Origin of the sequence: Endozoicomonas sp. ONNA1, assembly GCF_024606325.1 — a bacterium.
Lineage (GTDB): Bacteria > Pseudomonadota > Gammaproteobacteria > Pseudomonadales > Endozoicomonadaceae > Endozoicomonas_A.
Genome location: NZ_JAHHPN010000772.1, coordinates 21535 through 36509, shown reverse-complemented (window position 1 = coordinate 36509; position 14975 = coordinate 21535). Strand labels below are relative to the sequence as shown.

General features: G+C 42.8%; 11 protein-coding genes. 9 read left to right on the top strand and 2 right to left on the bottom strand.

The genetic code is table 11. The annotated features are described in order from the left end of the window. Window positions 1-55: 55 nt before the first annotated feature. Window positions 56-2065 carry a hypothetical protein gene (locus KDK19_RS18620; RefSeq protein ID WP_257292577.1) on the top strand — a complete coding sequence of 670 codons (2010 nt, stop codon included), beginning with the start codon at window positions 56-58 and terminating at the stop codon, window positions 2063-2065. A 3-nt stretch (window positions 2066-2068) separates the two neighbouring features. Next, entirely contained in the window at window positions 2069-3127 is a 1059-nt protein-coding gene (locus tag KDK19_RS18615) for a TniB family NTP-binding protein (protein ID WP_257292576.1), read from the top strand. 3 nt (window positions 3128-3130) lie between these two features. Here KDK19_RS18615 and KDK19_RS18610 read toward each other — a convergent pair whose 3' ends face one another. Beyond that, the gene (locus tag KDK19_RS18610; RefSeq protein ID WP_257292575.1) at window positions 3131-3403 is read right to left on the bottom strand and encodes a 3'-5' exonuclease; all 273 of its coding nucleotides are present in this window, start codon (window positions 3401-3403) and stop codon (window positions 3131-3133) included. Between the two features lie 260 nt (window positions 3404-3663). Between KDK19_RS18610 and KDK19_RS18605 the strand changes: the two genes are divergently transcribed. After that, window positions 3664-3957: a hypothetical protein gene (locus KDK19_RS18605; RefSeq protein WP_257292574.1), complete on the top strand. Its 294-nt coding sequence runs from the start codon at window positions 3664-3666 to the stop codon at window positions 3955-3957. A gap of 158 nt (window positions 3958-4115) precedes the next feature. Here KDK19_RS18605 and KDK19_RS18600 read toward each other — a convergent pair whose 3' ends face one another. Continuing rightward, a complete protein-coding gene (locus tag KDK19_RS18600) occupies window positions 4116-4943 on the bottom strand; it encodes a WYL domain-containing protein (RefSeq protein WP_257292573.1) in 828 nt (275 codons plus the stop codon). 152 nt (window positions 4944-5095) lie between these two features. Between KDK19_RS18600 and KDK19_RS18595 the strand changes: the two genes are divergently transcribed. The 6 genes from KDK19_RS18595 to KDK19_RS18570 all read left to right on the top strand — a co-directional run bounded on the left by KDK19_RS18595 (window position 5096) and on the right by KDK19_RS18570 (window position 14968). After that, complete coding sequence (locus KDK19_RS18595) at window positions 5096-6532, top strand: Wadjet anti-phage system protein JetA family protein (protein WP_257292572.1); 1437 nt, start codon at window positions 5096-5098, stop codon at window positions 6530-6532. After that, entirely contained in the window at window positions 6522-7193 is a 672-nt protein-coding gene (locus KDK19_RS18590) for a DUF4194 domain-containing protein (protein WP_257292571.1), read from the top strand. The genes KDK19_RS18595 and KDK19_RS18590 overlap by 11 nt, the downstream gene beginning before the upstream one ends. Then, on the top strand, window positions 7190-10666 hold the full coding sequence (locus KDK19_RS18585; RefSeq protein WP_257292570.1) for an SbcC/MukB-like Walker B domain-containing protein: 3477 nt from the start codon (window positions 7190-7192) through the stop codon (window positions 10664-10666). The genes KDK19_RS18590 and KDK19_RS18585 overlap by 4 nt, the downstream gene beginning before the upstream one ends. Then, window positions 10650-11879, top strand: a complete 1230-nt coding sequence (locus tag KDK19_RS18580; RefSeq protein WP_257292569.1) for a DUF2220 domain-containing protein — start codon at window positions 10650-10652, stop codon at window positions 11877-11879. The genes KDK19_RS18585 and KDK19_RS18580 overlap by 17 nt, the downstream gene beginning before the upstream one ends. A gap of 243 nt (window positions 11880-12122) precedes the next feature. Further along, entirely contained in the window at window positions 12123-13724 is a 1602-nt protein-coding gene (locus KDK19_RS18575; protein ID WP_257292568.1) for a class I SAM-dependent DNA methyltransferase, read from the top strand. Next, window positions 13721-14968, top strand: a complete 1248-nt coding sequence (locus tag KDK19_RS18570; RefSeq protein WP_257292567.1) for a restriction endonuclease subunit S — start codon at window positions 13721-13723, stop codon at window positions 14966-14968. The genes KDK19_RS18575 and KDK19_RS18570 overlap by 4 nt, the downstream gene beginning before the upstream one ends. Window positions 14969-14975: the final 7 nt, after the last annotated feature.

The following is a 14975-nucleotide window of genomic DNA, read 5'->3' as shown; positions in this document are numbered from 1 at the left end:
TAATAAATGAGTTCGATTCATTCCATATGAAACTTTAGTGGTTCTTATTTGCCTTATGAATAGTTTTCGAGAAGGAGCCAAGTTAAGAATAAAATCGAAAGACGGCGATGTCCATGAATACGTTATATGTTCAGGTGATTCTCAAGTATATGTTTTACAAAGCCTGATAGTCGCAAGCAGAAAAATAAAACTCTCTTACGAAGAATTAAAGGAGTTGCTAGAAAATCAATATCTCGAATTCATAAAGAAAACAAATGATGAAGAAAAAGAAGCTTTAAAGGAAGACTTGCAGCTATTTGACGAAAAAGAGATCGACGACACTATAAGAAAACGAGCTTACATTGATAAGCTGATTAAGGAGGGAGTTACAGTTTGGAGCCCAAAACATATAGAGCCCTTACTGAATAAGGTAGCTGAAGATATCGGAGACAAGAAGCCTCCTAAATGGAGAACTATAATTCGCTGGCACAAGGCTTACTCAAAAGAAGCATACTCTTTAAGAGGTTTGTACTCAAACAATTACAAGAAAGGTAATTATAAGAAGAGACTATCTGAAGAAGTAGAAAGATATTTAGAAAAGTCACTTGAGTATTACAAAACTGAGGAAAGAGTTTCCGCAAAAGATGCATATGAAAAATTAGAGGAATATATATTCACAGATAATAAATTCAGGCACAGAGATGACGAGCTTTCAACCCCAAGCTATACAACTTTTCTGAAGCGCTTACACAAAGAACCTCCAAAAGAGATTATGGCTGGAAGGCAGGGTTCAGCAAAAGCGGATATTGAATATGATCATATCTCTCAAGCAGTTCCTACAACAAGAATTCTGGAACGAGTGGCACTTGATCATACACAACTGGACTTATTTGTTCTCGATAAAAAGCTAAGACTACCGTTGGGAAGACCTTGGCTGACAATTGCTGTAGATGAATATTCAAGATCGATTATAGGGCTATATATATCATTTAGTCACCCCAGTGCAAAAGTCGTTATGAAACTTTTAGCCCAGAGCATTAACAGTAAAAAATACATTAACGAAAAATATCCCAATATTAAGAATAAATGGATATGTTATGGTAAAGCTGCTCTCTATATATTCGATAATGGAAAAGAGTTTTGGAGTAAAGATATCAATATTGTATTAGCGGAGCTTGGGGCCGATCATGCATTTAATCCAGTCAAGAAGCCTTGGTTTAAATCGAAGGCTGAACGTAGATTTGGTACGATAAACAAAAGACATTTAGAAAAGTTGAAAGGAAAAACATTTAACTCAGTTAAAGAAAGAGAAGACTACGACCCAAAGAAAAATGCAGTTATTTTCTTTGATACCTTAATCGAAATAACTTATCAGTGGGTTATTGATGAATTTCAGGTGTCTCCACATGGTGATGAAAATATTATTCCTAATATTTTATGGGAAAAATCGGAGAAAGAGTACCCTCCTGTTACAGTTGAGCCAGAAAGGCTCGAGATAATCATGAATGCCACTCATGAAAGTAAACTAAGAAGGGGAGGGTTATACTACGACTATATTCGATATGATTCTGAAGAGTTAGCAAGATATAGATCTATTGTGGGCAGCTGTAAAACAAAATACAAAGTAAATGAAGATAATCTTTCATACATTTACGTTTTTAACAAAAACACAAGAAAGTACTTTAAAGTGTATGCAGTCGATCAAGCATACACTTGCAGTCTAAGGCAGTGTCAACATGACGCACACAAAAAACACGCTAGGTTGTTGACAAATAACAATGTTAATTATGAGGCTATTGTACAAGCTCGCATAGATACAAGTCGGCGTGTTAATGACGACATCACTTCCCTATTAGAAAATCCAAACTCAATATCTATTTCCGATTTATCAGCTCTATCAAAATATACTGGTGTAGAGCAAGAAGGTAACACTTCTGTGCTTGATGGGATAGATACTAAAAACACGAAACCTACGCCCCCCGATGTATCTAAGAAAAGCGTAGATGATCCAAGCTTTTCAGATTATTCCTTAATAGGCAAAGATGAAGACGATGATTTAGACACAACAGGCTGGAGTACTTCCTGAATCATGAGCGATATTACTGAGATCCAAATATCCAAATTAACTAAAGTAAGAGACTGCTTTATCCGTTCTCCGTATTTAGATGGAATTCTTAAAACCATACACAGAAACAGAATGGTATCGAAGTGTGGTGGAAAACCTGAGTGCGCGCTAATCATTGGTGAGCCAGGCTCTGGCAAAACTACTCTTATGGAAAAATATGAGAAAGATCACCCTCATGAAGAGGAAAGTTGCCGTACTCGTATTCCTGTTTTTTTAAGTGAGTTCCCATTAAGAACAGAGCCAAGGCAGGCAGCAATTAGTTTACTTGATGACCTTGGTCATGAGCTTTCTCCTAAAGGCTTATCAGCACCACAGCTAACGAAACAATTGGCAAAATTGATGCATGAGTGTGAAGTTGAAATAGCATTACTTGATGAGTTTCATCATTTGATTGAAACAAAGTCATATGATGTTCTTCATGATGCAGTCACTTGGGTTAAAACGCTCATTAACATATCGAAAAAACCAGTGGTTTTATTTGGTTTACCTTATAGCAGGGTAATTCTTGATTATGATGAACAGCTATCAGGGCGGTTCCCAATAATAAGACAGATCGAACCTTTTAGAGTTAAAAAAGATTGCGATGAGAAAGTATTCAGAACATTTTTAATGATGCTATCCTCTGAACTACCGTTCGATAAAGAGATTAAATTGCATGGTAGAGATTTTTACCCGAGACTCTTTGCTTTTTCTAAAGGAAGTATGAGGCGACTACGAAACCTAATTAACTTTGCCTGTGAGCAGGCAATTTTCAACAATGATTCTGAACTTACACTTGAGCATTTCTCAGTGGCTTACAACTTCTATATGCAGCATATAGACGAACGTAAAGACGAAATAGATATCAGTGAGCCACTTAGTTCTCAACCAAACCCTTTTTCTGGAAGTATAAATGATCACTATTATAAAGAGCTGGTGTCACACTCAAAATGGAATATGAATGCTCAACCAGGAGAGTCACGGATAATACCTGCTACTTTTACAGATAAAATTCCTCTTAGGACTCTCCTTAAAAGAAGGTGAGGCTTATGAAATAACGTACTCTTGAACGCCAGCTGAGGACAACAGTTTGTAGAAGTCAGAAACCTTGGCTCTTGATCCTCCTCCCTCACTATATGAAAAGATTGCTCTTTGTTTAGCACGAGACAATGCAACAAAAAATGTAGATAGCCCTTCAGCGTTGCCTGGTTGATAGGACCACCAGGCATTGTCATCAACACCCATGAAAATTGTCGTATTAAACTCCAATCCTTTGCTTTTATGAATAGTCATTAACGGAATATCTAATAAATATTTCAAACAAAACCGATCATTCTATTTGGCTTGCCATATAGTCGCATCATTTTTAATTATGATGATCAGCTTTTAATAAGGTTTCCAGTAATAAGATACTTAGAGCCATTTAGAATTAAAGAAGATAAAAATAAGGCAGTATTCAAACAATTTTTAAAGCGGTTTTCAGTAGAACTGCCATTCAATAATAACACTGATTTATCATCCGAAGACCTATACCCGAGGTATTTGCTTTCTCAAAGGGCAATATGCGCAGATTACGAAACTTGATTAATTATGCTTGTGAAGTTGCCATTTGTAATGATGACCATGAACTCACTCTTGAACACTTTTCAGAAGCTTTTGATTTCTACATGACCTGCATAGATGATCGCTACGATGAAATAGATGCTTCAGAGAAGCTATCAAGCCAACCGAACCCATTTTCTGAAAAGATCAACAACCTGTATTACAAACAAATGATTGCACCATCCGCATGGAATATGAAAGCAGACAATGGAGAGTCTCCCATAGTTCCCGCCCGATATACCGATCAAATCCCACTCAGATCTCTACTCTAACCGAACTTACGGCTCTTACCATGACCTTTCCCTACAGCTCTATCAGGGAAGGCCGAATGGTTGTGATATTGACTGACTGCTTTTAGGTTATTGCAGGGCTTAAGCACGAGCATCTTAATGAGGACTTAAATCCTTCACTTAATCATTAGCGATTATCATTACTGACCAAACAACAACTGCTCCAGTTCAGATGAAAGTTCTACCAGCAATGGGTACGCCCATGGTTTCTCATGAGCAATTTTCATTTGTGTTTTATTAGCTGGGATGTTGTTGTCAATCAAATAGTAATGAAGCAAGGCTTTTGATAGGCATACAGCCTCATGGAGAACATCGCCATACTCGTATTGAACGAGCTGTTGGGCGGCTTCATTCAGTCCTGGGTTTATTCCCACCTTAAATGTCACAGTATCATTCCATAACTTGTCACAGGGGGCCTTGATTTTGTCTGGCAATAAGCATGGCACTGTCAGGCATCGGGAAAAGACAAAATCACGATAGTCTTTCTTTAGCAGGCAATAACCCCGGAAGTGGAGGCGGTTTGAGGTTTGTATGATGCGACTTGGATATATCTTACGCTTACAACCGGTTGGCATAGAGTTTGAGCCATATACAACTTCTATAACTGTCTGGCTATCAATAGCGTCAAGCACTGCATAAAGCGCATTATTTTCAACCCTTCTACCCAACAAAGGGACATGTTCAATCAAGCCACTCGATAGGCCAGCAGGCAAAGCCTCATCCATTAGCTGCGGCTTAAAACCAGACATTGGCTTATAGGCCTTGTCTTCAGGACTATATGGCTTAACGTTTTCTGGGAATAGGCTCTGATACAGCTTTATATCTTTTCCCGCCTGATACCTGGAAATTCCAAACTCATCCGTCAGGGCTCTTGCCACCAATGACCGTTTCCACAACAAATGGCGTTCAATGAACCTCAACCGGGTTCTTTGCGCCCATGGAATCTCTGGATTGCTGGCTTCTATCATTGATAAATCCGTAATAGCCTCAGATACATGCTTTTCATTGGATGATAAACTGCTGTTTATTGATATACAACAAAGTTGGTATGCCAACTTTGTTGCACTATCTACAAATACTGTTTAGTCTACAACGGCATAGACAGTAAATCAGATACCCTATGATTTTTGACGGACTCTCTCCTGACCTTTTCCGGCCACTGGCCTCAAAGAACGCTCGGCTCTACTATGCCAGCCTTCAAGCTTTATACCGGCGATTGATTGATAATCAAATTGCAGGAGATGAGTGCACTCCAAAAGAAGCTAAACAAGCTATTAGATTAGGCATCATTGCGGACTGCGACAGTCAGGAATGGGCTGAAGAAACTGACGACGAAGACGCTCCCGAACCTGATGTAGCCAACAGAATTTATCGGAAACTGCGCGAAACTGGGTGGCTACTGGAAATAGATGACGTAGGTTACCGAAAGATCACCTCATTCGCTTACCTTCCAGCACAGCTTTTGACTGTGATAGCCCAAATTAGCCGTTCTCATGAGTTAGAAATCGGCAGTACTTGTCAAGGGGTTTACACTAACCTCTTCGCACTGTTGAATCAGCCAAGGGAATCAGGTCCAGTATTATCGTTCTCTGCAAAATCCTCTCGGCATTTTTATGGCGAAGTTGCCACCCTGTCAGCAACTACCCGTGAGCTGTCTCATCGCATGATGAACCAACAAGCGGGACCTGAGCTATTCCGAACTTTTTTCCGAGAGTTTGTTGACCAGGTTATAAGTCGTGATTACAAAACGTTAAACAGCAAAGACAACCCCTACCAGTACCGTTCCAAGATACTTTCAATCGTTACCGAACTTAAAACTTCTCCTGATCGGGTTCAGTTGATTTCAGAAGGTATAAAAGCCACGCAGCCAAATGAAGACCTGGAAACGATTATCAAGAGAGTTCATAAAGAGCTTGATGAAATTTTCCGGATTTTCGACAACGTTCCTCGCCTTATGGACAGTATCGAACGGTATCGCCGATCCATGACCCGACGTACCAGTGAAGCTATACGCTATGCCTATACCGTGACGGGAGATATAGGCAAAAAACTGGACAGTGTTGCTTCCAAAATCGCAGGCACAGCTGTCGAGGATGATTTGCTTTATCCAGTTAAAACCACCGAAGACACTTATCTTTCCAAAGGTAGACTTTATACGCCAAAGACGGCAAGAGCAGAGGCTCAATCTACACGGGTGCAACACCAACAACCGCCTCTCGATAAAATTGCTTTGGATCGAGCAGTGAAGGCATATCATCAGCGGCGTAGCGATAACCCAAAACGCTTAACCCAGTTCTTGGAGAGTCAGCTTGGTGACAAGGCCCTTATCACCACCGATGACATAACCATCGAAGGGCTGGATGATCTTTTGTCGTACCTGGATCTTCGCAAACTCATTAATGATGGAGCCAGTCGTGGCAGTGCTTTCAGTCCATTGCAACAGCATTACAAAGTGACTGTCACTGAGGGAGCAATGACTAAGAATCAATACTTAACTGCGCCAAAGCTGACAATTATACGTCGTTCTTCAAAAAGGAATACCGAACATGCTTCATGAGTTATCCCGCCTGGTTGATAGCAACGAGCAGTATGGCTTCACAGAACTAGATTTCCAGCAGGCTGCTGCAAAACTCAGGGCAAACCAGTTTATATGGAAGGAGAAACGAGGGCACAGCCGCATCTACGATATACTGGTCAAGTACGAGACATATTTTTCAAAACTTTTTGCTGCCTTTGGTGACGATTTTTTTGTCGATCCACATTTTGGTTACTGCGGCATCATCCCATCCGCCGCAAGACCTCAACTTAAACAGCTTGAAACCATATACCTTCTCTTACTGGCAAAAATGCACGATCTGGAGTGCCGTAAAGCCTGTTCAGAAAATGGGCGAACCAAGCCCAGCGAAGCACACCTTCTGGATGAATATTGCGCAGTAACCGGGCGAGAAAAACCTAAGCCGTCTGAGACCAGATCTGCTCTGGATCGCCTTGAGAAAATGGGCATCATTGAGCAAGGTGAAAAAAACAGTGAAACCGAGATGCGCAGTCTCACTATCCTGCCTTCCATCATACGAGTTGTTACAGGTGATTTCCTGGCCAGTCTGGAACTATTCTGTGACAAAAACAGTTTACAAGAAGAAAAGAAACAGAATTCTGAACCAGGAAAAGATGAGTTAGAGGCCACTCCTGAAGCGCCGGAGAAAGAGAAAATAGCATGAATACTCTAACGCATAAGTTAATCAGGGTAAGTTTGGTAAACTGGTATCTCTTTCAAGCTGATGATATTCATATCGATGGGGAAAGCATCATGCTCACCGGTGGGAATGGTGCCGGCAAGAGCTCAATTCTTGATGCCATACAAACTATTCTGGGTGGCGGTAATGAGTCAAAGTTAATGTTTAACGCGGCCTCCTCAGATGGTAACCAGTCTGGAAGAACCATTCGCTCTTACGTTCTTGGAGAGGTGGTTGAATCAACCGGTGAAGAGCTCAGTGGTCGCTCAACATCTAACTGTTATATATCAATCACGTTTCAGGGGCGCAATGGAAGTTATTACAGCTTTGGATGTGCCTTTTATGCCTCCAAATCTGACAACAGACTCGATAAGTATTTTTTCCAGATCGATGGGTATGATCTTAGTCACCTCGACTACATGCAGGATGAGCACAACATCCTGACATTCAAACAGTTTGAAGTACGCCTAAGAGCACTGGATGGGCAATCGAAGGTATACACGACAGCCACAGAATATAGCGAAGGCGTATGCGAATTAATGTCCGCCACAGGTTCAGAGGGAGCCATTTCCCCAGAGTCGCTGTTCAGGACTATTCGCCAGGGGCTTACCTTTAAGCAGCATAAAAATGTTACTGAGTTTACCCGTAGCCACATCCTCCCAGACAAAACACTTGATGTTACACGAATCGAGAATGATTTCCGTGAATATCAACGGATTCAACAGCTTATCAAACATGCAAAGGAACGTCTGGAAGGTTTCCAACAAGCCATCAAGTTCCTCAATACGCACCGCAATAGCCGACAAGCAGCCGAATGTTACCGGTGGGTGAATACTGAGGCCAGAGTCAGTGCGCTTGACCTAGATAAAGAAGCCATACAAGAAAAGCTTGAGACATTAAATCAGAAATATAATGATCTGAAGGACAAGCTCCATCTATACAACGGCCTTACTGAAGAGCTAACCAAAAAGAGAGATACAGCTAACCTTGCCTTGCAGGGCTCTGACAATCAACAACGGTTAAATGAACTTGAACAGGAACTGAAGAATTGCAAAACAGAAATTAGTAATTATAAAGAGGTATTCGAGGGGTTACGCAAGAGTCTGATTCGCATTGAGTCCGTTAACCTATCTGTTATTGATACTGTCGTTTGTGATAACCTCAAGCCAAGCATTAATACACTGTCATCTATCACAGATTTTGACGGAGAAGATCTCACTAGCCAGTGGCCTCGTAGCCAGAATAATTTAGCTGATTCTCTTCAGGCTGCATTTAAGCTCAAACCTGTGCTCTCGGGCCTGAGAAGTCATGTCAATCTTTTAGAACGACAGGTAGAGGGCATTAATGATGAAATCCAGGAACTGACTGACGTGGCTCGTGAACTCTCGTCAGGCAAGGCCAGTTTAAAACGTGAAACCCTTAGCCTCATTGACACCCTGAAACAACACGGACTGACAGTCAAACCGATCTGTGATCTGGCTGAAATTACTGACTCAAACTGGCAGTGGGCCATAGAAGGCTTTCTGGGGGTCTGGAACCGTGAAGCATTAATTGTGCTTGATGATGATGGAAAACCTGCCAGTAATGATGACCTTGATCGCTCTCTCGCATTGTATCGTCATGAGAAAAAGCTCAATGCCCGCTTGCGTTCTGTAAAAATACTGAACCCCAATAAAATCAGAGCACCATCTCGCTCTCCGCAACCAGGCTCTGCTGCAGCATTAGTTCAATCCGATAATCCGGTTGTAGCAAATTATCTATGCCGACTGTTAGGAGGTGTCGATCTGGTTCAGACGGAGGAAGATTTACGCTCAAGAGAGCGTGCAATCACTCCTGACGGCATGATCGCAGCGAATGGTGCTATTAGTGGCGGGCAACGCATAGACTTTGTACTTTTCGGCGAACAGGCTAGGAAAGACCAGGCTCAAATGCTTCATCAGCAGCTCAAAGACAAAATGCAGAGCCGCCAAAAACTTCAGCAAAAATTTGAGAGCCAAGAGGGTGAATATAGAGCCTTAGAAAAAGCGTTAAGTGATCTCACTGAGCAGGGACAAAAGGCTTTGGATATGGATTATTACGGCTTGCTGGCTCAGGCTGAAGATCACCACCCCACTCTTGAGTGCCAGATTGCTGAGCTTTCCCAAAGCCAGGAATTTGCCCAGCTACAGGAAAATTTTAACAAGGCAGATAATGATAAGAAGAAAAATGACCAGGCCATCCGTGAATGCAGTGAACAGTCAGGCAAGATAAAGCAAAAGATTGATACTCTGGGATCTGCAATACCCGATCTGGAAAATAAAATTCAGGAAGCCAGTGCACAGAGAAGACAAACAGAATCATCACTCTTGTTTGATCAGGCAAAAGCATCAGGGATTTTGGAGAAGCTTCAGGGGGATCACGGTGAGAATTACACTGTTATTCAGTCAATAGCTAATAGCAAGGCAAGAACGAAAGATAGCCAAGCAAGCAAAAGCAAGGAAGAAGGCAACAAAGCTCTAATCGAGCTATGCCACACCCATGATATTGAGGGTAAAGCTGAGCTGATAAGCATGGATCCTTTGGACTGTCTGAAGGAGTGCGAGAATCATGCAGAGGTTATAGAGAACTCTGAATTGCAGCTATATGATGTAGACGCACAGAATGCGTGTGACGAAATGCTGGGGCATTTCCGAAGATCTGTGGCAATAGAGCTAAGGTCAAATATTGATAATCTTAAAACCACTTTTAAAACCCTGAATCGCTCCCTTCAAAATCTCTGCTTCAATAACACCAGATATGAGTTTACCTATAAGCTGGTTGAGCTGGAAAGCCTCCGTGAAGTGTATGAATACGTGAAAGATTCAGAAGAAGGTGAGGCAGATGGAGGTCTCTTCGACACCCGGCAAGACCACCCGGGGCTGATGGTCATAGAAAAGCTGATTACGGATGGGAGACTCCACGAGATATCTGATTACCGAAACTTTTACAGCTACGATATCAAAACCATTGACATTGAAACCGGAAAAAGCCGCTTGTTCTCGCAACTGCTGAGAGTGGGATCTGGTGGTGAAAAACAGACACCTTTTTATGTCGCCTTGGGTGCATCTTTTATGAATGCTTTCCGATTGCAAAAATTGGGAGATAAAGCCGTTTCTGGAGGAGCTGGGTTTGCCATTTTTGACGAAGCCATGTCAAAAATGGATGGCGTTAATACCGCATCAGCTTTGAAGTTCTTTCGGTCTATTGGTTTGCAAGTCATTCTTGCCGCACCTCCCGATGCTTCGGTAAAAATCAGCACTCATGTGGATAAAACAGTAAGTGTGATCCGCTCGGGCTCCAACTTATATCTGGATCATTACATCCCTACTGACGCTGGGCGTGAGCTATTGGAAAGTGACAACCCCCATGTAAACCCTGAAATAACAGTGCCATTTTTTGAGCAGGCTAAAGAGGAGTTTGGCTTTGAACAGCCTATCTGAACAATTATTGGAAGCCTGTCTGAAGAAATGCAACAAAGCAGATGGACTTTACAGCAATACAACTCGCATTACAGAAAGCCGGTTTAAGTTTTACCACAAAGCAAAAACTGCAATCAGGTTGAAAACACATCAGCAGCTTGAGTTGCTTCAGGAAAAGGTTCAGGGATTTTCTATTGAATATACGAAGCAGCCCTTTGATGCGGTCCCCATTCTAAGGACTGTTTCTATCAATTGCCCTAAAGAACTGTGTGAATATTTAGGCGTAGCTGTCATCCATGAAGAAGTTATTTCCGCATCAGCGATGATAAAAGCAGAACTGGCTGACGCACCTGACTGGCTTTCCCTTGGGCTAACCGATTATCAGCAGCTCTGGCAAGAAGGTCGTCGTATACTCCGCTTTAGCCATACTCAATGGGAAAAGATGGTGCAGGCCATCAAGTTTGCTAAATGGCTGAGCCTGCAGCCTGATTGTAATTTGGATTATCGAACCGCCAGCGTTAGAGCGCTTGGAGACAGTAAGTATCTGGAAAATAACCTGACCTCAATTGCCACTATCCTACAATTGCAAAATCCGCAACTGCTTGAAACGCTGGAGTCCTCAGAAACACTTGGGTATTTTGGCATCACGCCATTTCCTCCTCTGCTCAGAATTTCCGGGGCATGTCGGCTACGGTTTGAAGACGGAGTGATTGATGCTGAGATCGCCAGGCCCTATTTTGGTATGCCCGCAGACTCTCTTTCTCAGATCGAGTTAAAGCTACATGCCAGGTATATTCTGTTGATTGAAAACCTGACGGCATTTGAGCGGTACACCAGAGAAATAAACGACGATGGTATCGTCGTTTTTACCAACGGGTTTCCATCTCGTCACCTTGTCAAACTGCTGCATATTCTGGTTAACACTAAAGACTGCCCAACTGTGTATCATTGGGGAGATACAGATATCGGCGGCTATAGAATTTTTGCTTTCCTGTCACAAAGCCTGGGTGAAATTATTCCCCACCGAATGATGGGTAACCCACCCGGCCACAGCAAACGAGTCATAGAGATAAATGAGCTCCTGTCTGTTTTAGAAACAGTACAAACACACCAAAGCTCCATTCTTCATGGTCAGCTGCAACAGGCGAAGAAAGATGGCAAAACCCAGTACTGGGTTGAGCAGGAACTGGTGGATCCTGTTTCACCAACTTCCTTGACTCTTGCACCGGCATAAAGTGTGTTCATTTTCACGATGTTGTCAAAGTAAGCAGCATTGTTCTAATGAGCTTTTGTGTGCCTGATACTTGATAAATCAATGCTGAAAATTTTTCTGATCACCACAGTTCTTCAAAAATGTTGGATGAGCGATGGTGAAAGAATAGGTGGAATGTACCCTGCAACTTCCAAGACGACGGGTATACAATAACTAGATATATTTTTCATTTCCTGCACCAGACAGGAACCGTTGAGAGTCTTCATGTCCGATTTCAAAAATATCGAGCAGCTGGAAAAACGACTGTGGTCAGCTGCAGATAATCTTCGTGCTAACAGTGGCCTTACAGCCCAGGAATATTCCCGGCCTGTTCTGGGGCTGATTTTTCTGCGTTATGCCGAGTATCGGTTCAGTAAAGCCAAAAAGCGGTTGGATGCGAAAGCTACTTCTGGGCGTCGTCGAGGTGGTGGAGATATTCGCACTGCCATTCAGGCAGAAGGTGCGATGTATGTGCCGGAAGAAGCGTTGTTTTCCCGTTTGCTGGAGCTTCCGGAAGATCGCTCTATCGGTCTTGCCGTTAATGCGGCCATGAAAGCGCTGGAAGCAGAAAATGAAGCCATTCGTGATGCCCTGCCGAAAACCTACGCCCGCTTTGAAGACGATATTCTTCAGGATTTGCTGAAAACCTTTGCAGGCATTCGCTTTGACCTGGGTACCGATATTTTTGGTCGGATCTATGAGTACTTCCTCAATGAGTTTGCCAAAAGTGAAGGCCAGGGCGGTGGAGAGTTTTTCACACCATCCCCCCTGGTTCGCCTTATTACCCAGATAATTGAACCATTCCATGGCAAGGTCTTTGATCCAGCGTGTGGCTCCGGCGGCATGTTTGTATCCAGTGCAGCCTTTGTGGAAGAGCATAACCATAGTGCTTCAGACGAACTTTCCATTTTCGGGCAGGAGAAAACTGGCGATACCGTTCGGCTGTCAAAAATGAACCTGGCAGTCCATGGTTTGCAGGGAGATATCCGGGAAGGAAACTCCTACTACGAAGATATCCATCGTTGTGCCGGAGCCTTTGACTTTGTTATGGCTAATCCGCCTTTTAACGTGGATAAAATTCAGAAGGAGCGCATTGAAGATGACAAAAAGCGCTTCCCTTTTGGTATGCCAAACACCGATAACGGTAACTATATCTGGATTCAGATGTTCTTCGCGGCTCTGAATGACAAAGGTCGTGCGGGTTTTGTGATGGCGAACTCCGCCAGCGATGCCCGAAGTTCTGAGCTGGAAATTCGTAAAAAACTGATTCAGACCGGTGCTGTGGATGTGATGGTGGCGGTGTCCAGCAACTTCTTTTATACAGTTACTCTGCCCTGTACCCTCTGGTTTTTCGATAAAAATAAGCAGAAGCAAAATCGAGACAAGGTTCTGTTTATTGATGCCCGCCATATTTTCAGACAGGTCACCCGGGCAGTACGGGACTATACCTCTGAGCAGTTAAATTTTATCGCCAATATCGTCAAACTCTACCGTGGTGAACAGGCAGACCACACTTTTATGGAAAACCATCCTGATAGTGGTAATGATGGCAGTTGGGCGTTAGAAAAATATTTCCTGGAAGGGAAATATCAGGATATTGCAGGGCTTTGCAAGGTTGCTACTTTGCAGGAAATTGAGTCTCAAGGCTGGAGCTTGAACGCCGGGCGTTACGTCGGGGTGGCTCAGGGTGAAGAGGAGCATGATGAAGACTTTGCAGCTAAGTTGGAAGCTCTTCAGGAAGAACTTGAATTACTAAATGCCGAAGCACATCAGCTGGAAAGTGCCATTGGTAGCAATGTAGTGAAAGTGCTGGAGTCGATTACATGAAGGCTCCATATAGAGATATAAAAATAGGTGATCTGGTTGAAAAAGGTTCTGCGAGCATTAAAACAGGCCCTTTTGGTACCCAGTTGAAGGCCTCTGAGTATGTTGAAAGTGGTATTCCTGTCATCAATGTTCGGAATATTGGTTTCAGGGATATTCGGGAAGAAAAACTGGAGTTTATAAATAATGAAACTGCTGCTCGCCTGTCTTCACATCTGCTAGAAAAAGATGACATCGTTTTTGGTCGAAAAGGTGCAGTTGAAAGGCATGCTTATATTGAGGCAAATCAGGATGGTTGGCTTCAGGGTTCAGACTGCATTCGTCTAAGAATTTCTGACAAAACAGTACTGCCTCGTTATGTCTCATACAGTTTCCTTTCAGAGCATCACAAAGCTTGGATGCAGGCACAGGGATCACATGGTGCCACTATGGCCTCCCTGAATCAGGATATTATTGCTCGTATTCCGCTCAATCTTCCTTCAATAGACCAGCAGTATAAGGTTGTTTCGGTTTTGTCGAAATATGATGACCTTATTAACAATAACAATCGTCGCATAACACTTCTGGAAGATATGGCACAGACCCTTTATCGGGAGTGGTTTGTTCACTTCCGCTTCCCTAGGCATGAGCAGGCCAAGTTTGTGGACTCTTCCTTAGGACGAGTGCCTGAGGGGTGGGTTCAACAAGCATTCACAAAGGTTGCTGACGTGCTCAGTGGGGGTACGCCTAAGACTACAGAGCCAGCTTTTTGGGGAGGGTATATCCCATTTTTTTGTCCAAAAGATGCTCCCAACACGTTTTATTGCATGGAAACAGAAAAGAACATCACTCAGCTTGGTTTGCAGAAATGTAGTTCAAAGTTATATCCAAAAGATACTGTGTTTATCACAGCCAGAGGGACAGTTGGCAAAGTTGCTCTTCCCACGACTGAAATGGCGATGAACCAGTCATGCTATGCATTGCGTGGTAAAAATGGTATCGGGCAATTTTACCTATTCCTTCTTACAAAAAACCAAGTTGCATATTTGAAGAAGAATACTGGTGGTGCAACATTTGACACAATAGTAAAAGACACTTTCTCAAGAATGCAGGTACTTTCCCCAGAGCATGAGTTGGTTGAGAAATTTGATGAATTTGTAGACTCACACTTTGCGCACATAGCAAACTTAGTTAGAAAAAACTCAATTTTGAAGCAACAGCGAGACATGCTTCTTCCCAAACTGATCTCGGGCCAAATCCAACTCTAAGGGACTG

Excerpts from the sequence above, each read along its gene's own strand:
- KDK19_RS18620 (WP_257292577.1), top strand. The coding sequence starts at position 56 with ATGAATAGTTTTCGAGAAGGAGCCAAGTTAAGAATAAAATCGAAAGAC.
- KDK19_RS18615 (WP_257292576.1), top strand. The coding sequence starts at position 2,069 with ATGAGCGATATTACTGAGATCCAAATATCCAAATTAACTAAAGTAAGA.
- KDK19_RS18595 (WP_257292572.1), top strand. The coding sequence starts at position 5,096 with ATGATTTTTGACGGACTCTCTCCTGACCTTTTCCGGCCACTGGCCTCA.
- KDK19_RS18585 (WP_257292570.1), top strand. The coding sequence starts at position 7,190 with ATGAATACTCTAACGCATAAGTTAATCAGGGTAAGTTTGGTAAACTGG.
- KDK19_RS18570 (WP_257292567.1), top strand. The coding sequence starts at position 13,721 with ATGAAGGCTCCATATAGAGATATAAAAATAGGTGATCTGGTTGAAAAA.
- KDK19_RS18590 (WP_257292571.1), top strand. The coding sequence starts at position 6,522 with ATGCTTCATGAGTTATCCCGCCTGGTTGATAGCAACGAGCAGTATGGC.
- KDK19_RS18600 (WP_257292573.1), bottom strand. The coding sequence starts at position 4,943 with ATGATAGAAGCCAGCAATCCAGAGATTCCATGGGCGCAAAGAACCCGG.
- KDK19_RS18575 (WP_257292568.1), top strand. The coding sequence starts at position 12,123 with ATGTCCGATTTCAAAAATATCGAGCAGCTGGAAAAACGACTGTGGTCA.